Annotated in this window: 16 protein-coding genes; 10 read left to right on the top strand and 6 right to left on the bottom strand. The window is 47.6% G+C overall.

The features are described 5' to 3' along the window. The first annotated feature begins 16 nt into the window (after positions 1-16). From V2I46_14315 to V2I46_14305, 3 genes are all read left to right on the top strand, one after another. Positions 17-946, top strand: a complete 930-nt coding sequence (locus V2I46_14315; protein MEE4178676.1) for a DUF362 domain-containing protein — start codon at positions 17-19, stop codon at positions 944-946. A gap of 11 nt (positions 947-957) precedes the next feature. After that, positions 958-2,535 (top strand): 4Fe-4S dicluster domain-containing protein, encoded by a 1,578-nt coding sequence (locus tag V2I46_14310; protein MEE4178675.1) that lies wholly within the window; start codon positions 958-960, stop codon positions 2,533-2,535. 146 nt (positions 2,536-2,681) lie between these two features. Next, the gene (locus tag V2I46_14305; protein MEE4178674.1) at positions 2,682-4,421 is read left to right on the top strand and encodes a carboxylase; all 1,740 of its coding nucleotides are present in this window, start codon (positions 2,682-2,684) and stop codon (positions 4,419-4,421) included. Positions 4,422-4,662: 241 nt separating this feature from the next. Here V2I46_14305 and V2I46_14300 read toward each other — a convergent pair whose 3' ends face one another. Next, entirely contained in the window at positions 4,663-5,331 is a 669-nt protein-coding gene (locus tag V2I46_14300; GenBank protein MEE4178673.1) for a YceI family protein, read from the bottom strand. A 474-nt stretch (positions 5,332-5,805) separates the two neighbouring features. Here V2I46_14300 and V2I46_14295 point away from each other — a divergent pair, with 474 nt between their 5' ends. The 7 genes from V2I46_14295 to V2I46_14265 are packed head-to-tail and all read left to right on the top strand — an operon-like array spanning position 5,806 to position 13,290. Further along, entirely contained in the window at positions 5,806-6,426 is a 621-nt protein-coding gene (locus V2I46_14295; protein ID MEE4178672.1) for a hypothetical protein, read from the top strand. Between the two features lie 51 nt (positions 6,427-6,477). Next, positions 6,478-7,305, top strand: coding sequence for a DUF2764 family protein (locus V2I46_14290; protein ID MEE4178671.1), 828 nt, complete (start codon positions 6,478-6,480; stop codon positions 7,303-7,305). A 6-nt stretch (positions 7,306-7,311) separates the two neighbouring features. Beyond that, on the top strand, positions 7,312-9,069 hold the full coding sequence (locus V2I46_14285; GenBank protein MEE4178670.1) for a V-type ATP synthase subunit A: 1,758 nt from the start codon (positions 7,312-7,314) through the stop codon (positions 9,067-9,069). Further along, entirely contained in the window at positions 9,069-10,394 is a 1,326-nt protein-coding gene (locus V2I46_14280) for a V-type ATP synthase subunit B (protein MEE4178669.1), read from the top strand. The genes V2I46_14285 and V2I46_14280 overlap by 1 nt, the downstream gene beginning before the upstream one ends. A gap of 2 nt (positions 10,395-10,396) precedes the next feature. After that, on the top strand, positions 10,397-10,999 hold the full coding sequence (locus tag V2I46_14275; GenBank protein ID MEE4178668.1) for a V-type ATP synthase subunit D: 603 nt from the start codon (positions 10,397-10,399) through the stop codon (positions 10,997-10,999). 8 nt (positions 11,000-11,007) lie between these two features. After that, the gene (locus V2I46_14270) at positions 11,008-12,813 is read left to right on the top strand and encodes a V-type ATPase 116kDa subunit family protein (protein ID MEE4178667.1); all 1,806 of its coding nucleotides are present in this window, start codon (positions 11,008-11,010) and stop codon (positions 12,811-12,813) included. A 27-nt stretch (positions 12,814-12,840) separates the two neighbouring features. Beyond that, positions 12,841-13,290, top strand: coding sequence for a V-type ATP synthase subunit K (locus tag V2I46_14265; GenBank protein MEE4178666.1), 450 nt, complete (start codon positions 12,841-12,843; stop codon positions 13,288-13,290). A gap of 573 nt (positions 13,291-13,863) precedes the next feature. On the opposite strand, the gene V2I46_14260 is transcribed toward V2I46_14265, so the two are convergent. The 5 genes from V2I46_14260 to V2I46_14240 form a co-directional block, all read right to left on the bottom strand. Beyond that, complete coding sequence (locus V2I46_14260; protein MEE4178665.1) at positions 13,864-14,421, bottom strand: hypothetical protein; 558 nt, start codon at positions 14,419-14,421, stop codon at positions 13,864-13,866. 151 nt (positions 14,422-14,572) lie between these two features. After that, positions 14,573-15,811 carry a DUF1302 family protein gene (locus tag V2I46_14255; protein MEE4178664.1) on the bottom strand — a complete coding sequence of 413 codons (1,239 nt, stop codon included), beginning with the start codon at positions 15,809-15,811 and terminating at the stop codon, positions 14,573-14,575. A 20-nt stretch (positions 15,812-15,831) separates the two neighbouring features. Then, positions 15,832-16,611, bottom strand: coding sequence for an outer membrane lipoprotein-sorting protein (locus tag V2I46_14250; protein ID MEE4178663.1), 780 nt, complete (start codon positions 16,609-16,611; stop codon positions 15,832-15,834). Positions 16,612-16,664: 53 nt separating this feature from the next. Continuing rightward, positions 16,665-17,597: a hypothetical protein gene (locus tag V2I46_14245; protein MEE4178662.1), complete on the bottom strand. Its 933-nt coding sequence runs from the start codon at positions 17,595-17,597 to the stop codon at positions 16,665-16,667. Positions 17,598-17,607: 10 nt separating this feature from the next. Then, positions 17,608-19,920 (bottom strand): MMPL family transporter, encoded by a 2,313-nt coding sequence (locus tag V2I46_14240; GenBank protein MEE4178661.1) that lies wholly within the window; start codon positions 19,918-19,920, stop codon positions 17,608-17,610. Between the last annotated feature and the right edge of the window lie 29 nt (positions 19,921-19,949).

Raw genomic sequence — 19,949 nt, 5'->3', positions numbered from 1 at the left:
CATTAAATCGAATACTATGAACAGGCGCGATTTCATCCAGAAAGGTTTTATTTACTCTGCTTTGGCCGGGGTATATGCATTCACGCTGGGCCGCATTCCGCTTTTTGCTGGCCAACGAACGACTTCACAGTCTAGGGGTAATTACGATCTGGTTGCAGTGCGCGGGGGTGAACCCGTGGCCATGTACCGGCGTGCCATGCAGGAGATGGGCGGCATGCAGCGTTTTGTCAGGCGCGGGCAGCGGGTGGTGGTGAAGCCCAACATTGGCTGGGACGTGCCCGCTGAACGTGCAGGCAACACCAACCCCGAGCTGGTGGCAGCCATTGTCAAGGATTGCCTGGAGGTGGGCGCCAGCCGTGTTCTTGTGTTCGACAACACCTGCGACAACTGGCAGCGCTGCTATCAAAACAGCGGCATTGAAGAAGCCGTGAAAAAAGCCGGCGGACAAATGGTTCCCGGCAACCTTGAGCGCTATTACCGGGATGTAACGATCCCGGGAGGAAAAAGACTGACCTCCGCCAAAGTCCACGAGCAGATTCTTGATTCCGATGTGTTCATCAATGTGCCTGTGTTAAAACATCACGGTTCGGCAACCGTTACCGTGGCCATGAAGAACCTCATGGGGGCGGTATGGGATCGCCGCTTTTGGCACCGCAACGACCTGCACCAGTGCATTGCAGATTTTTGCACTTACAGCAAGCCGGACCTGAACATCGTGGATGCCTACCTGGTAATGACCCAAAACGGCCCAAAAGGCACTTCTACAGCCGACCTTTCGTTGAAGAAGAGCCTGCTGGTATCGACCGACATTGTAGCGGTGGATGCAGCAAGTGCTCTCATCTTCGGCACTCAGCCCGAAAATATCGGACATATTAAAATCGCTGATGAGATGAAGATTGGCAAGATGGACCTCAGCAGCCTCAACATCAAGCGCGTCGCTGTTTAACCTGCATTCTTATGAAATTAAGACACCTGAAAAAAATCCGCATCGGGGTCTCCCTGTTGATCTTCACTTTGCTGCTGCTGTTTTTCCTGGGCATTGAGTCAGGATGGCTCAGCAAGCCCTCAACTCTGTTGTTGCGCCTCCAGCTCATCCCCTCCATCCTGCGTTTCCTGGCCCTATTTTTTACCGTTTCGGGATTGGGCTTTGTGCTTATCCTTTTGCTTACCTTCCTTTTCGGGAGGGTATACTGCTCCTCCATCTGCCCTTTGGGGACCCTGCAGGATGGTTTTATCGCATTAGGTCGCAGGTTTAAAAGCAAGAAAAAGCGCCGGTTCTTTTATTCCAAAAATCCAAATAACATACTTCGATACAGCATCCTTGGAGCTACCATCATTTTTTGGTTCTTCGGCAGCCTGTTCCTTGTAAACCTGCTGGATCCCTATTCCAATTTCGGCAAGATATCGGTGAGCATTCTGCAACCGGCATTCCTTTTCATCAACAACAAGCTAGGACTGCTCCTGGAACAATTTCATATATACTCGGTGGCACCCATGGAAGTTAAAACACTGCCCCTGAATGTCTTAATTGTTTCATCCATCATCCTTCTGACCATAGGCACCCTGTCAATATGGCGCGGGCGTTTGTTCTGCAATACCCTGTGCCCGGCTGGTTCCCTATTAGGTCTGGTGTCCCGTAAATCTTTCTATAAGATCACTTTCAAGGATGATGCCTGTACCCTTTGCGGGAAATGCGAGCGAGTATGCAAGGCTGAATGTCTTGACAGCCGCACTAAGACCATCGACCACAGCCGCTGCATCAGTTGTTTCAACTGCTTTACGGCATGCAGCAACGATGCCCTTTTTTACAGCCGCATGAAACCGGAAATGATTGCCAAGACCAACGAAACCTCGGTTCCAAATACAGGCAAGAGGAAGTTCCTGCTTACTCTCACAGCAGGCGCCTTGTCCTTACCCTTGTTGAGGAAAACATCATTGGCACAGGGCGTTAGCAGTCCAGGCATGATACCCACCGGTACAGCTACCCCAGTAACTCCACCTGGATCTTTAAGTATTGAGCACTTCACCAATAACTGCATTGCCTGTTACCTCTGCGTGGGTGCCTGCCCCACCAACGTAATCGTGCCTTCGTTCTTCGATTACGGGTTGGAAGGCTTTATGCAGCCCAAGCTCGATTACCACAAGAACTTCTGTAACTTCGACTGCGTGAAATGCACCGAGGTATGTCCCACCGGCGCCATTACCCGGCAAAGCCCTGAGCAGAAACAAACCATACAGATGGGTGTTGCACACTTTTTACAGGAGAGCTGCATTGTCACCATCGACCGCACCGATTGCGGAGCATGCTCGGAACACTGTCCCACCAAGGCTGTGCATATGGTGGAATGGGAAGGCCTACGTATTCCCGAGGTCAGGCCTGAGATCTGCGTAGGATGCGGCGCCTGCGAATATGCCTGCCCCACCCAGCCCTACAAGGCTATTTTTGTGGAAAGCAATTCAACCCACCTGGTGGCAGTCCCCATCGAAGAAAGTGAAGGACCAAAAGAAGACGTCCTTGACGACTTCCCTTTTTAAAACACTAGTTCTAAACAAATTAAATTTTCCGTTTTCGAAAAAAACGGTTAGTTTTTAATTTGTTATTTTTTTCACAATTCTAGGATAATCTATACCTTTGCAGTTCGTAGAAAATCGAAAAAATATTTCTCACATCCTTCTCAGCTATGAATAAAACCCTGAAGATCAGAGACCTTACTTTACGTGATGGGCAGCAGTCCTTATTCGCTACCCGGATGACCCAGGCCCAGGTTGACCGGGTTCTCCCCTTATACAAGAAGGCCGGTTTTTATGCCATGGAAGTCTGGGGCGGAGCCGTACCTGACTCGGTGATGCGTTACCTCAACGAAGACCCCTGGGAGCGGCTGGAAAAGATCAAAGCCGCTATTGGTGATACCTCCAAACTCACCGCCCTTTCACGCGGCCGTAATCTCTTCGGCTATAACCCCTACCCCGACACAGTCATCGAAGGCTTTAACCGCAATGCCGTACAATCGGGTATTGATATCATGCGCATTTTCGACGCACTCAACGACACCAGCAACATCACCTCGACCATCAAGTTCGTCAAGGAAAACGGGGGACTTGCCGACTGTACGGTTTGTTATACGGTGGATCCAAAATTCAGGAATCGCGACCGCATCCTTGGCCTGCTTAAGGGCAAGCCTTTACCAGGCAAGGTTTTCACCATAGAGTACTTCGTTCGCAAGGCCCAGGAACTGGAACGCATGGGTGCCGACATGATCACCATCAAGGACATGGCTGGTCTGATACCACCAGTAAAGTCAGGAATCATCATCAAGCTGATGAAGGAGGAAGTGGGTATTCCCATCAACTTCCACACCCACTCCACCCCGGGTTATGGACTGGCCTCGGTATTGACAGCCATCCTCAACGGTGTTGATGTGGTTGATACCTGCATACTGAACTTTGCCGGCGGACCTGCAGGACCCTCTTTTGAAATCGTGCAGCTGTTCTGTAATAAGCTGGGCATCGATACCGGCGTCAACCTGGAGGCCGTGGTAGAGATCAACCGCGAATTGAAAGAGATCCGTAAGGAACTCATCGATTACGACAGCTATCAGATCTTCCCCATTGACTTTGACATCACCAAGGACCAGCTGCCGAAAGAAATTGATGCCCTGTTCGACAGGGCCATCGAACTGGCGAGCGAACGTAAGGAACGTGAACTGCTGGCCACCACGCAAGCCATCGAACATTATTTTAATTTCCCTCCACCCAATGAAAACGTGCGCACAGCCGAAATCCCCGGGGGAATGTACACCAATATGCTTGCACAACTAAAACAACTTAAACTCGAGAAACTGCTGCCCCGCGTCCTGGAAATTATTCCCACGGTAAGACTGGCAGCTGGTTTGCCCCCACTGGTAACCCCCACCAGCCAGATCGTTGGTGTGCAGGCCGTGAACTGTGTCATCGACGAAAATAATGGGAAACCTTTTTACAATACCAATTCCGTGCAGTTTGTCAACCTGGTGAAAGGCCTTTACGGAAAAACGCCCATCCCAATCGACCCAGCATTCCGCAAGCAGATTACCGGCTCGAAAAAAGAAACGCCATACGACCCAAAGGACTATAAAAAGCAAGACAACCCCGTGCTTGAAGAGTTTGGCGGAGTGCATCTGGCCCAGAACGAAAAGGAAGAATTGCTGCTCGAGCTGTTCCCTTCAGTGGCAACGACCTTCCTTTCGAACCAAATTGAACAGCGTCACCTGGCAGGCATCAGGGCCTTACAGGAGGAGAAACGAAGAAAATACGAAGCAGAGAAAGCAGAATACGAAAAACTCTCACCCGAGGAAAAAGAAAAACGCCTTCAGGAAGGTCTGTACAGTTACAAGTGGACCTCCTTTCATCCCGGCGAAGAAGATACCAAACACGAGGACTAAAGCTTTCCCCTTTGAAATGCGGCTTCAAGATCAAGCCTTGAATCCTGCAGCCGCATTCTTTTTTGTCATAATGGGCTAGTTATCCCGAGACAGTAAACCTGGCCTAAAGCTTTCTCCACCCTTGCATATGCTCCAACTTGGACTCCTCAGGATTAAATACGGCAATAAACCTGTATGTGCCCATAAAAAAAGCCGCCCCCTCAATTTGGGGCGGCTTCATGAATTTTTTTAGCAATAACGATTAGTAAGAAGCAACCAGTTTAATGGAAAGGTTGATCTCGTCGTTAATAAGGTTATCGCCAAGGTCATCGAAGAAACGTCCCGAACCGAAGCGAACTTCGTATAAGGAGCGGTCGAAAGCAAACTCAGCAGAAGCGTTGATCTGCCCCTCAGAATGACTGACAATGGCATCGAAAGCCAGGCTATGGGTAATGTCCTTAATGGTCAGGTTTCCAGAAACGCGGTAATTGGGTTGGCCTTCGGCAGCGCCTTCAATGGGTTCAAAGTCCACAATCTCGAAGCGAGCTTCAGGATAGGTAGCCACGCTGAAGAAGTCATCTGATTCTAGGTGCCCCTTCAGGCGAGCGTTCATTTCAGGATCTGTAAGGTCAAGTACAACGATCTGGGTCATGTCAATGACCATATCACCACCCCAGAGCTGGTTATCATATACGTAAATAACGCCTTCCTTCAGGGCAATGGTACCATTGTGGCCTGCGCCGGTAATCTTCTGCCCTTCCCAGCCTACTTCACTGGCCTGAACATCAACGACAGCACGGGTAACTTCTTCAGGAACCTCACCAGCTTCCAGTTTCTCAATGATTTCAGCTTTTTTAGCGTTTTGTCCCCCACAGGAGGCCATAATGATGGCTGCGATTGCCATAACTGCAAAATACTTCAGTTTTTTCATTTTTCTATTTTGGTTTTTTAATTTCATGTTTATTTGATCGTACAGATTAGAAACCAGAGGAGTTATAATTTGTTCACATTATTCAAAAAAAATTAATTAATTTCAGGTTCACTTTAAACATCTCTCCGCTATGATTGTTTAAAACGGCATTCCAATTTGGTTAAGGCTAAAAAACATCTTTTTCTTTGACTGCATTAATAATTTGGATTGGCTTTTTGCCTGAAGAAAAAAATAAGGCTGACCTATGGAAAAAAAACGAATATTCATAGAACCAGAAAAGCTTTAAGTCTTATCTGGCGGGGTTTTAGGAGTTGTTAACAAAATAACATATCGGATTTTTATTATCTTTGCAACGTTAAACGGGAGTCAGAAGAAAAAAGAAAGTAAAACTTAAGTTAAAGTCTTTATTCTTTGCCGGACTTTTTATATTTTCGCACATTCATTTTCCGAAAAGTCTTTATAAATCAAACAGATATGCAAACGAAACTTCAGGAATTAACCGAAAAGATTTACCAGGAGGGCGTCAACAAAGCCAATGAAGAAGCAGAGAAGATTCTATCAGATGCCAAAAAGAAGGCGGAAGAGCTGGTGAGCAAAGCCCATAAGGAGGCGGATGACATTGTAAAAATTGCCGAGAAGGACGCAAGTACGCTTCAGCAGAATTCACTCAACGAGTTGAAGCTCGCAGGCAGGCAAGCCATCAGCGACCTGAAGCAAAAGATAGCCGGACTGGTGGAAGCACGTGTAATTCAACCTGAGACCAAAGGGGCTTTTAAGGACATTGCCTTCACCCAGGAGTTGATTCAAACCATAGTCAAAAACTGGAACCCCAAGGATTCGGAAAATGTATCATTAAACCTGTTGCTTCCCAGTGACAAGCAAAAAGATTTTGAGGTCTTCTTTAAGGAAAAGGCCAAGGGATTGTTCGACAAGGGCCTTGAGGTAAACTACAGCGACCGCATGAAGACCGGTTTTAAAATTGGCCCCAAGGAAGGTGGCTACCTGATCTCGTTTGCAGATGAAGACTTTGAGAATTTTTTCAAAGCCTTCCTGCGCCCCAGGCTGATTGAGATGCTTTACGGGGAAAAGGAATAAGCGCCCTGGCCAACGGCCGGAAAGCCATTCAAAAACAAAAACCTCAAGCACGTGAAGCGAAATTATTACTACCTGGTGGCGGGACTTCAGGATCTCACCATCGACATACACAAGCTGCAGTATTCGCAACAGGCCTTTAGTGAAGAGCTGAAGACGGGCCTGCACCCCGAGGATTACAAACTGGTGCAAAAGCTTTTCCTGCCTCACGACAATGCCAACCTCCTCAACCTTTTGCAGAAGACAGGGAAACCCTTTAACGAAAAAGGCAACTTCAGTCAAATACGATTGGAGGATAACATCAAGGAGCCTCACGACCTGCCCGGCTATATAATGGAATTCATCACGGCCTTCAAAAACAAGGACCCCCTGATGCCGGAAATGCTCCCCGAAAACGAGCTTACCACCCTGTTCTACGACGAAAAGCTGAAGCTTGACAATGCCTTTCTGCGCGACTGGTTTCAGTTTGAACTGAATTTGCGTAACATTGTTACAGCCCTGCTGGCCCGTAAATACGACATCCCTTACGAATACCAGATAATTGGTACGGGCGAAACCTCGAACATCATTCGTAAAAGCCACGCGCGGGATTTTGGCCTGGGGGCAGAGCTCGACTATCTGGAAGACCTCTCGAACCTGGTGAAAAACGACAATGTGCAGGAACGGGAAAAGTCTATTGACGAGCTTCGTTGGAGCTACCTGGATGAAGTGACCTTTTTTGAATATTTCACCGTAGAAAAAATTCTTGCCTTTGTTATTAAGCTGGGCATTGCCGAACGCTGGCTGGGCATTGATAAGGAATACGGCAATGAGATGTTCAAAAAACTGCTTAAGGAATTGCAATCAAGCTATGAATTACCAGAAACATTTACAGAAAAATAAACATATATGAATACAATCGGTAAGGTAACCGGAATCATTGCCAACCTGGTCATTGTAGAAACCGAAGGCACGGCTGCACAAAACGAGATCTGTTTTATCGAGCACGATAACACACGTTTGATGGCTGAGGTGATCAAGATCATGGGCAATAAAGCTTACACGCAGGTTTTTGAAAGCACACGTGGCCTCAAGGTTGGCGCAAAAGTTGAATTTATGGGCCATATGCTCGAGGTGGATCTCGGGCCCGGACTGCTTTCGAAAAACCTTGATGGCTTGCAGAATGACCTGGACAAGATGGAAGGCGTATTCCTGAAAAGGGGAGAATACACCGATGCGCTCGATGACGATAAGACCTTTGAATTCGTACCTCTTGCAAAAGCAGGCGATAAAGTGACGGCCGGAAGCTGGCTGGGCGAAGTAAAGGAAAACTGGATGCCCCATAAGATCATGGTGCCCTTCAAAATGGAAGGGGAATACACGGTGAAAAGCGTCGCCAAGGAAGGGGAATACCACATCCACGATACGATGGCCGTGGTCACTGACAAAGAAAACCAGGAGATCAAGATTACCATGACGCAACGCTGGCCGGTGAAGGTCCCAATTCGTGCCTTCAAGGAGAAACCCAGGCCCTTTAAGATCATGGAGACAGGGATTCGCGTAATGGACACCCTTAACCCCATCGCAGAGGGAGGCACCGGATTTATCCCCGGTCCGTTTGGTTCCGGAAAAACGGTTTTGCAGCACAACCTTTCTAAAAATGCTGAAGCCGACCTGGTTGTCATTGCAGCCTGCGGTGAGCGTGCCAACGAGGTTGTAGAGATCTTCACCGAGTTCCCTGAGCTGGATGACCCGCGCACGGGCCGAAAACTGATGGAGCGTACCACCATCATTGCCAACACCTCGAACATGCCGGTGGCTGCCCGTGAAGCATCGGTTTATACCGCGATGACCATTGCAGAATATTATCGCGCCATGGGCCTCAAAGTGTTACTGCTGGCCGACTCCACTTCACGCTGGGCACAGGCACTGCGTGAGATGTCAAACCGTATGGAGGAATTGCCAGGACCTGATGGATTCCCCATGGACCTTCCTGCCATTATCTCCAACTTCTATTCAAGGGCAGGATTCGTTTACCTGAACAATGGGAAAACAGGCTCAATCACTTTTATTGGGACCGTTTCGCCTGCTGGTGGTAACCTGAAAGAGCCTGTAACAGAATCTACCAAGAAGGCCGCCCGTTGTTTTTATGCATTGTCCCAGGCCCGTGCCGACAGCAAACGCTACCCAGCCATTGACCCCATCGACAGCTATTCCAAATATCTGGAATATCCTGAAATCACCGAATACCTTAACGATAAAATCGCTGCCCACTGGACTGACAGTGTGTTTAAGGCCAAAGATATCCTGCTGCGCGGGAAGGAAGCCCACGAACAAATCAATATCCTGGGCGATGACGGGGTCCCGCTTGACTATCATTTAAGATACTGGAAATCGGAATTGATCGACTTTGTAATCCTCCAACAGGATGCCTTTGACAAGATCGATGCCTCCACACCCCTGAAGCGGCAACATTATATGCTTGAAAAAGTACTGGAAGTTTGCGATATGGAATTCAAATTTGAGAATTTCGAAAAAGTAAACCCATACTTCAAGCGTGTCATCAACCAGCTGAAGCAAATGAACTATTCAGAATTTGATTCTGAGCAGTTCACAAAGAACGAAAAAGAACTTGAAACCATAATCCAGGAAAGGAAAACTGCGTAATGGAAAAAGACACCAAAGCATTTCAACGCGTATATACCAAGTTGTTTCAATTAACCAAGGCTACTGTATCACTGCATGCTTCAGGCATTGGCAACGAAGAGCTGGCCATTGTGGATGGGCGCCTGGCCCAGGTAGTAAAGATCATGGGTGATGTAGTGACCCTGCAGGTATTTGCCGGCACAGAAGGGATTCCCACGAATGCCGAGGTTATTTTCACCGGAAAGGCACCAACCCTGAAAGTGAGCGATGACCTGGCCGGGCGATTCTTCAACGCCTACGGCGAGCCTTTGGATGGCAGTAATATCATGGGAGAAGAACGTGAGATCGGGGGGCCCAGCGTGAACCCGGTGCGCCGCAAGCAGCCTTCCGAGCTTATCGCCACGGGTATTGCAGGCATTGACCTCAACAATACCCTGGTAACCGGACAAAAGATCCCTTTCTTCGCCGACCCCGACCAGCCCTTCAACCAGGTGATGGCCATGGTAGCCTTGAGGGCACAGGCCGACAAGATCATTCTTGGCGGGGTAGGCCTCACCAACGACGACTACCTGTATTTTAAACATGTATTTGATAATGCCGGAGCCCTCGACCGTATCGTTGGCTTCATCAACACCACCGAGGACCCGCCTGTTGAGCGCCTTCTGGTGCCAGACATGGCCCTGGCGGCTGCTGAGTATTTTGCAGTGGATAAAAAACAGAAAGTGCTGGTGCTGTTGACCGACCTCACACTTTATGCTGACGCCCTGAGTATCGTATCCAACCGTATGGACCAAATCCCCTCCAAGGACAGTATGCCCGGATCGCTCTATTCTGACCTGGCACGCCTGTATGAAAAAGCCGTTCAGTTTCCTGACGGTGGTTCAATTACCATTGTAGCGGTTACCACGCTTTCAGGCGGCGACATCACGCATGCTATTCCCGATAATACGGGGTATATCACTGAAGGTCAGCTTTTTCTGCGTAAGGACAGCGACGTGGGGAAAGTAATCGTAGACCCCTTCCGCAGTCTTTCGCGTCTGAAGCAGCTTGTGATTGGCAAGAAAACCCGCGAAGACCACCCGCAGGTAATGAACTCTGCCGTGCGGCTTTTTGCTGATGCTGCCAACGCAAAGACCAAGCTCGAGAACGGCTTCGACCTGACAGATTACGACGAGCGTACACTGGAGTTTGCCAAAGGCTATTCGGAAAAGCTGTTGGCCATTGACGTGAATATCGATGTGGATACCATGCTGGAAACGGCTTATGAACTCTTCGAAAAGCACTTTACCCCCGCCGAGGTAGGTATCCGCCAGGAGTTTGTTGACAAATACTGGAAGAAAAACTAATTATGGCGATTAAATTTCAATATAATAAAACCTCTCTCCAGCACATAGACAAGCAGCTGAAAGTCAGGGAACGCGCCTTGCCTACCCTGAAAAACAAAGAAGCTGCCCTGCGGGTGGAGGTGAAAAAAGCCAAGACCACGGCCGAGGAGTTTGAGCAAAAGCTCAACAAAAAACTTGAGGCCTACCAGCGTGCTATTGAGCTTTGGGGCGAATTTGACAACGATCTTGTGAGCATTGAGGACGTGGATTTGACTGTGAAAAAGATCGCCGGCGTGAAGACCCCGGTGCTTGAGGGGGTGAAGTTCTCCGTTAAGGAGTTCAGCATCTTCAACCGACCGGGTTGGTACCTTGATGGCATCAGCATCGTGAAGGAACTGGCACAAATAGCTATTGAAAGAGAAGTCTTCTTTCAAAAGATGGAATTGCTCGATCACGCCCGCCGCAAGACCACGCAAAAGGTAAACCTTTACGAAAAGGTGCAGATTCCCGGATTCCAGGAAGCCATTCTTAAGATCAAGCGCTACCTTGAAGATGAGGAAAACCTCTCGAAAGCTTCCCAAAAGATTGTAAAAACCCGTATTCAGGAAATGGAGGCCAGCGTATGATAGCACCCATGAAAAAATATTCCTTCCTGGTATACCATAAGGACTACCTGAAGTTCCTTGAGGATATGCGTCAGCTGGGCGTGCTTCACCTGATCGAACGGCAGAAAGACGTTCCGGATTCGGTCCTGGAAAGGTATGACCTGATAAACAAGGTAAATGGAGTGGTGAAGTTCCTGTTAAAGCGCGAGATTGAAAACCCTTCACCAAAACAGGGGCTTGATGGAAAGGAAGCCTTTGAAGGAGTCGATCAGCTTCAGCAAGAACTCGAAAACAAGCATCAGCAGCTCAGTGTCCTCAGGAAAGAGATTTCCTATTCCGCCCCCTGGGGCGACTTCACCCCCGAAACCATCCAAAAGCTGAAGGATGAAGGACTTGAGGTTAAATTCTACACTGTATCGGCCAGAAAATTTGAGGAGGAATGGCTTCAGCAATACCCCATAGAAGTGGTTGGCCAGCACGCCGGGCTTTATTACCTGATCCTGGTGAAACGTGAAGAGGATGTCCTTGACCTGGAACTAGAAGAGATGCGGCAACCCGAGCGTCCCATCTCTGAACTGAACTTCTACAAGCAGAAACTCAACGAGGAAATTGAAGCCATACAGGCCAAATTTGACCAGCACGCTTCTGAAAGCCTTGAAGCCATTCAGCAATACTTGCTGCAACTGAAAGAAGACCTGCACTTTGAAAGGGTTCTTGAAAATACCGTTAAGGAAGCCGACGAAAAGGTGATGTTGCTGGAAGGCTGGGTACCTGAAGAGAAGAAAGAAGACCTGGTGGCTTTTCTTGCAACCAACGACATCCTGTACGTGGAAGAGAAAGCCACGCAGGAGGAAAAGCCACCCGTCCTGCTTAAAAACAAGGAATTTTCAGAGAAATTCGAGATGCTGGGCCAGCTTTACTCTTTGCCGAAATATGGTGAACTTGACCTGACGCCTTTCTTTGCGCCATTCTATATGCTCTTCTTTGGTTTCTGCCTGGGAGATGCTGGCTATGGCATTTTGATGGCCATCCTGGCCCTCGTATTTAAGAAAAAGGTGTCAAAGCCCCTGAAACCCGTCTTGGGCTTGGTATTTTACCTTGGCCTGTCAACCATTTTGTTTGGCCTGATTGGTGGGACCTTCTTTGGCATTCCCCTTTATGAGACAGGCTTACCTGTTTACAGCACACTTGCTGAGCGGTTTAAAGCTGAAGGTACCGACATTAACAATTTACTGTTTTACCTTGCCCTGCTCTTTGGGGGTGTACAAATCATCTTTGGTTTATTTATCAAAGCAGTAAATGAGACCAAACAGTTTGGCTGGGGCTTTGCCTTGGGTACCTTGGGCTGGATTCTGTTGCTTGTGGGCGGGATCACCCTTTACCTGATCAGCATGTTCTCTAACATCCCTCTTGAGAACTTGAAAATCGCCCAATACATTCTTTTGGGGGTAAGCGGGTTGCTGATTTTGCCCCTCAACAACCTTGGCCGTAATGTGTTCATGAACATCGGCAGTGGCTTGTGGAACACTTATAATATGGTCACCGGCCTTTTAGGCGACTTGCTTTCATACATCCGTTTGTTTGCCCTGGGAATCTCCAGCGCCATTCTTGGGCTGGTGTTCAACAGCCTGGCTGTCCAGATGAGCGGTGACATTCCCGTGCTCAACATCCTGATCATGGTCGTGATCCTCGTCATTGGGCACAGCATTAACATTTTCATGTCAGGACTGGGTGCCTTCGTTCACCCCCTTCGTCTGACCTTTGTTGAATTTTACAAAAATGCCGGCTTTACCGGTGGTGGAAAGAAATACGAACCATTTAAAAAATTAACTTAACGTCTCACTAAACCTAACCTTGAAATTATGGAACCAATTATTCTCGCTTACATTGGTGTTGGATTGATGATCGGTCTTGCCGGAATTGGAAGTGCATATGGGGTATCGATGGGTGGCAACGCTGCTATCGGAGCTATGAAAAAGAACGATGAAGCGTTCGGTAACTACCTCATCCTGAGCGCGCTTCCCGGCACCCAGGGCCTCTATGGCTTTATGGGCTACTTTATCCTTTCGGGCTATCTGGTGCCTGAAATGTCGTGGGCTAGCGCCGCTGCCATTTTTGGTGCAGGTCTTGCGCTGGGATTTGTTGGCCTGCTCTCTGCGATCCGCCAGGGACAGGTATGTGCCAATGGTATTGCAGCCATCGGTTCGGGATATAACGTATTTGGCAATACTATGATCCTTGCCGTATTCCCCGAGCTTTATGCCATCATTGCCTTTGCCGCAACCTTCCTGATCTCCAACGCTATCGCATAAGCAACAGATATCAAAATTTCACAAGAGGCTGTCTCAAATGCACGAGGCAGCCTCTTTTTTTTATGTCCTGACCAGAACCCCTAAGAATAGCCATCTCCCCTTCCCTGCCGTCCATTTCCTATGAAATTGCTTTCAAAAATGAACTGAAAAGAAGTCAAATCAGGATAGGGTCTGGTTCAGAGTTTAAACGTAGTTCAGACGTAGTTAACACGTAGTTAAGACGTAGTTTAGACGTGCACCAACGTCTAAACTACGTTTTAATTACGTTTCAGATACGTTTGAACCCCGAGTCTGATTAAACCCCGAAGGGCCTCAACCAGTGCTTTGCTGTAAAAATTTTTTTCATAATAAATGAGAAAAAGGGGCGAATGGGAAGGCTGTAAGACTTCATCACAAAAGTGCATTAATCAAGGAAAACCGCATATTGTCACCCGAGACAGCCCCTCATTTGGGAAAAATGAAGAGAATGAAAACGTTGTGGGGTAAGCTGATTACAAGCCTAAAGAGGAAAAAAGCATCGCCTTAATTAAAAGGGAATTGGCCATAAAAAAACCTTTGAGCCTGAATTATTTTTTATTCTCCGGAAGCCAGCACGCCTTCGAGCAGGAGATGATCCCAGGCCCCGATGGGATCACCCTGGTAATAAAAAGCCACGGCATCAATCCACACACCGTCATAATCAGGCTGAAGGAAAGATTCGCGCAGGGTGATGCTGGTATTCATCCCGCCCATACTGCCCTGGAAGAAGTCATACCAGCTCTGGTAAGAATCCATCGTCCCCGGCCCTTCATAATTAGGGAATTCCACCAGGTTCACCATCAGCACGACCCCTGTTTCGGGCAGGGTATCGATTGACAGGATCTCCATCGGCAAGTTGTTGAAGCAACAGGCGGAAATGGTGTCGGCCAGCAGCCTGATTTTTTCTGACAGTTCAAGATCTGAAGAAACAGCAATCAAACGGTCGGGCACAGGGATCATTTGTATGCTTTCCTCGCCCGGCAGCAGGGTGTCCCGGCCAACATATATCACCAGGGTATCTGTCTCAGGTTCTTCAGTCTGTTGTTCACGCGGGCCGCAGGAACCAAAAAACAGGGAGAACGGTAAAGCCAAAAGAATCAGGATCTTTTTCATAATTGGATCAGTATATTGTTAAAGGCTAAGGCTAAATTAATGAAAAACAGGCACTTTTTTTCAATAACCCTAAAAGAAAGAACACATCCCGTTGCAAAGTCAATTCGCTTTTGCAACAGGATGTATTTGAAATATGGTATAGCACCAGCTGTTAGAAACTGTATTTCAGCTTGGTGTAAACCATGTCGTTGTCGTTGAATTGCCCGAAGCGACCCTCAGTGCCCGTAAAAATGTTGGCTCCCAACTGAATGTCAAAGCCATCGGCAAAGGAATAGGTCATCTTAGGCCGTATGAGGGCATCGCCACGATTTAGCCCAACATAGGAAAATAGTTCTATCCAAAGTTTCTCCCTCAGGAAATCCTTTTTTGCGAGGAAAGTCATGGTGTTTTCAAACTCCTCATTCATGATTCCTTCTTCATAGTCAAGGATATATTCCTGGATAAACTGGGCGGTAAGGGTAATTCCAGCAAGGTTGTAATCAAGTCCGGCCATATAATGGAGATAGTCTTTTTCAATGGTACCATCGGCCACCGATGGGGTTGAGGTCTGAAAGTACTTACCATTGTAATACCCAGCCTCGCTCCGCAAGAGCAAAGGCCCTATCTGCGTGCTGAAGCTACCTCCCCCCATGGCCAGCCTGTGATGTTCGGGGCGGGCGATAAGGCCTGTCAACATCATGGTCTCCGGATCTATCTGCCTTGTTATATGGTTGATGGGGTCATCATCAAAGAAATACCCTCCTGCCAATTCAAAATCGATCCCTGGAGTCATTGCTGAATAGCGCAGAAACAATTCGCTGTTTTCCAGCTCAGGATTCACTTCCTTTGTCGAAAGGTCAAAGGAAGGTGTAAAAGGAAAGGGCATCGCAGGCCGCCAGATAGAACCCTCTTCGGGTAGCTGGGTGGGCGTAAAGATAGGTACCCAAACCAGTTCAAAGGTGTTGTTCCCTTTGTAAAAGTTTAGTTTTGCAGCCGTAACCCCCATGCGTATCTCATCAAACTCGGGCAACAAAAACTCACGCAAATCTTTGGGAGAAACCACATCAGTGATAAAAACCCCTTCGGCCTTGCCATAGATGATTTGCTGCTTTCCCACCCGGAGGTCGAAATGATTAAAATAGAGGTCGAGATAAGCCTCGCGAAGACCAAGTTCAAGTTTCCTGTCGGAATAATGATAGAGGTATGGGTTCACCTTCAGTGCCTTTCGCGAGCCCCTGGTTTCCAAGTTAAAATCGAAGGTGTTCTGCAGAATGGAGAATTCATTGCCCTGCCCGGTCAGCACCCCGGTATAGTTTCGCAGGAAGCCTGAAAGGTTGACCTGCTCCTGCGATTTTGCAGGCACAATAAATAGTGTCAGCAGAAAGACCGTGATAAGAATTTTACTTTTCATCATCATATTTATTCAGATTTTTATTGCCCAAGCGTCATGCTGCGTTCCGAAAATTTACTGTCAGGAATGCCCTGGTTCACTTTTACATCGGAAAACTTCATGGTGGTGCGGTGATTCCTCTGGACGTTTTCCATCTGGGCTTCAAGCAGGGTCCAGAAGCCTGAAATCTTAGCATAATCTTTCAGCGTCAGTTCTTTCAGGAGGCGTCCCCGATCATCATAAAATTCCCGTTTTAAACCCAGGTAGTTGTCCTTCATGACCCAGGTAATGGTCTTTGAATACATGTAACCGCTTTCTTTGGGCGTACTCTCCACGACATAGCAGGCTTTCCCGTCAATGGTTTCTTCACGCAACAACTTATGGGTATCCTGGCTTGGATGACGGTCGCCCAGGTCATCGTAGGTAAAATCGGAACCCATAAAGTAATCGCTCTTGCTGTCGCTTGAAATGCGTCTTACACGCCTGAGGGCAGGCAGATAGATCCACTGGTCATCGGCACGGCCATCGGTATAACTCCAGTTCATAAAAGAAGTGTTACGAACATCGGCAGGGGCAGTGAAAAACATGATCTTCTTCTCTACTTTCCCATCGTTTTTGATGAATTGAGACAAGTTGCGCACGCGCTGTTCTCCCCGGCTGTTTATCAGGGTCATGGTCAGTTCGCCCTGGGTATCTTCACCCGAGGGGTTATTATAAACCTTCTCCATAATTTGCTGCCCGGTCATTTGGGCAGAAGTTTGGGTACTGCCAAGAAGCAGGATCGAAAAAGGAATGATAAAACTCCATTTTAGTGTTTTCATAATACATTCTCCTTAATAAAATTCAGTTAAAAATTTGGGTTAAAAAATTTGATTTATTTAAAAGCAAAGGCTTGGACGCCAAATCGCAGGGTGTTGATCCTGCGGAAAAATTGCATATTGTAGTAATCCTTACCGGAATAAAAATTCACAAACAGGCTTACATCGTTAAGTACACGAGGTCTGTAAGCGATGGTCAGAGAAAGGTTGAACCTTTCGCCTGCATCAAAGAAAGCGGCTCCCTCCATGTCACCAAACATCCAGGTGGTCTCTACTTTGGTTTGCACCCTAGGGATCTCCATGTTTGCGTGATGTTTTTTAAAGGAATCTTGTCCGGGAAAGCGAAAGATCCTAAAACTGTTGTGCCACCTCAGAAAACTGTAGCGGCCCTTCAGCTCCTCGCTCCTTACCACATCCGGATGCCATTCGATGGAAGTGCGGAAATAATCTATAGTTTTCTCGAAGGGCAGCACATTCTGATTGACGAACACCCCCAGCTCCAGAAAATTGGTGGAGAAGTTGCCCGTCTCTGTATTATAGGACCCATCATCATTGAAAAAAGTTTCATACTGCCCGTTGGAATGATGCTCCAAGGTAAGAAAGAGATAGCTCGACGTTTGGTTCCCCAAAGCTTTATCTTGCAGCTGGAAATAAAAGGTGAGACCTGGCATATAGCTGGGTGCCCTCACCGGGAAGGACTCCTTAGCCTTCATTCGCAGGATGATGGACGAAGAAAGGGTGGCCCCCAGCCTGGCATCGCGGTTGGTACGCAACAGGAAATAGGGAGCGATCAGGGCCTCGAAGACCAAGGGTTCCATATTGCCAAATCCCTGCCCAAAAGTGATATAGCTTTCAGCCTGATTTGCCCGGATAGAGCGAAAGAAAACATTCTCCGCAGCCACCGAATCCGTTACCTCTGCAACCGACCGCAAGGGGAACCCGGCCCAGTTGAACAGCAAGAAAACAATCAAACACAAAAGCCTTTTCATACCTTAAACTTTATTGGTTTTTCTTTTCTGACACACTGGTGTCCTTTTTTACAAAAAGCCTGAAAGTAAAAACCAGTACCATCATAAGGGTAAGGGTTCCGGCAAAACTGGTGAACATATTCATTGACACCAGGGCCCCAAGCGTACGGTTGGGCGGAAAGACCGAGAACAGCAACACCAGGAATCCTGCAATGACCACAATGGCATTAAACAATATGGCCCTACCGGTTTGCGACATGGTGCGGTATATGGCATAATGGCGTGAAGGATGCGCAGCAAGGTTCATCCGGTAATGCTGCAGGAAGTGGATGGCATAGTCGATCCCAATCCCTATGGCAATACTCGATAACAAGGTCGTGGTTGTGCTCAGTGGAATATTGAAAAGCCCCATGACCCCGAAACTGATCAGGGCGGTTACCACAATGGGTATCGAACCTATCAGGCCAGCTTTTACACTGCGAAACATGATCATCAGGATGATCAGTACCAGAACCAGCGACATCACGATGCTTTTTATCTGCCCTTCCAGGATCAGATCCGTAAACACCAGGGCCTTATAGCCTGATCCCGCATAATTTATGGAAATCCCCAACTCCTTAAGCGGCGCTTCAAATTCCCTGATCACCTCAAGTGCTTCCTTGATCGTTTTGGAGTCATCACCCTTGAGCTGAAAGGTAATATTGGTGCGGTTGTAATCGTAGTTAATAACCTTTACAAGATTTTGCGGATCTCCTGATATCTCGTAAAGCAGCATATACTGGGCGACCAAATCAGAATTGTCAGGGATGCTGTAAAAAGCTTCCTGGTCTTCATTCATCACCTTGTTCATTCGTTTCAGATAATCGGCAAGAGAAAAGGAATTTCCCACACTGCCCAGTTTTTCCGTTTCGGTTTGCATCTGGTCCATCAACCGCAAAGCCTCGGGCTGCTTGAAGGCATCGTATGTTTCGCTTTCAAGAATTACGTTAAGTGTGGAAGTCCCGCCAAATTTGCTGTTCACGAATGAATCGGTAAGCACGATGTCGCTATCCCTTTCAAAGTTGTCAAGAAAGCTGGAGTTAATCCACACGCGGGAAATCCCAAAAATGGAAACAACTACAATAACAAGGGTTGTAATAATGATTGCCTTTTTGTTTTTCAGGAACAATTCAGCCAACTTGTGGGTCTTCCCGATATCAACCGGTTTGGCATCAATGTGTTTGCCCTTTACCTTATAACCGGTAATCATAACCATGGCTGGCAGGAACATGAGTGCCAAAGCAAAAGCCACAAAAATGCCAAAAGCGGTGAAAGTCCCAAAATACTTGATGGGATATACCTGTGAAGTCAGCAGGGAAATAAAACCGACAATGGTCGTGAAGGCTGCCATGGTAAGCGGCTTCCAAAGGGTACGCAGCACATACCTAATGCCAGTGACCTTGCGGGCATTGGGGTGAGCCCGGTAATACTGGTTGAGGTGATTGTAAAAATACACCCCGTAAGCCACCCCAATGGCAATCAACATAACAGGAATCATAGTGGATACGGCATAAACGGGAATTCCCAGCAGGGCCATCAGGCCAAATGCCCAGACAGTACTGATAAACACCCCTGCAAGGATGGAAATGGTTCCCCTGAAGCTGCGCAACAGCAGGAAAAGAACAATGGCTATGACAGCCAATACAATGGGAACCATTCGTTTCATGTCAGCAGGCCCAAGCAATGCCATGGTCCCTTCCACAATGGGTCGCCCTGCAACATAAATAGATTCGGTATCGCTCTCAAAAGATCTGGCAAAGTCAAGAATTTCCTGGTAAAGTTCCTGGGTAAAAACATCACCTTCCATTCCGGCTACCACCAATGCAACCGTCTCATCCTCAGAAACCAGGCGGCCAAACACCATGTCGTTGGTGCGGACATCATTTTTGATTTCCTCTAGGGCTTTCGCCTCTTTAGGGGCACTGAGGAAAAAATTATTGACTTCCATACCATATTCAGTCCCGATGATGTTCTCTGATGTAAAAAGGGACATCACATCCGCCTCATCGATCGCATCCATAAACATAAGCCCTTCACTGATGTCCCTAATCTTTTCAAGGGTCTGTGTATTATAGATTCCGTCCTTATTCTCAATGGCTACCAGGATCCCATCCTTTATGTTAAACCATTCTTCAGCCTGATCGCTGTATACAAAAGCGGGATGCGTTCGGGGCATATACTCATCAAGGTTGGTCTCCATCCTGACATTCTCCTTCAGGCCTAGCATAAACCCTGCGGTTATAGCTAATACCAATATCACAATGACCCAGGAAAGGCCCAGATATTTTTTCTCTACTTTTCTCATAATCATGTTTGTTAATGTTAACTAACTAT

The organism is Bacteroides sp. (assembly GCA_036351255.1).
GTDB lineage: Bacteria > Bacteroidota > Bacteroidia > Bacteroidales > UBA7960 > UBA7960.
This window is presented reverse-complemented; position numbering and strand designations above follow the sequence as displayed.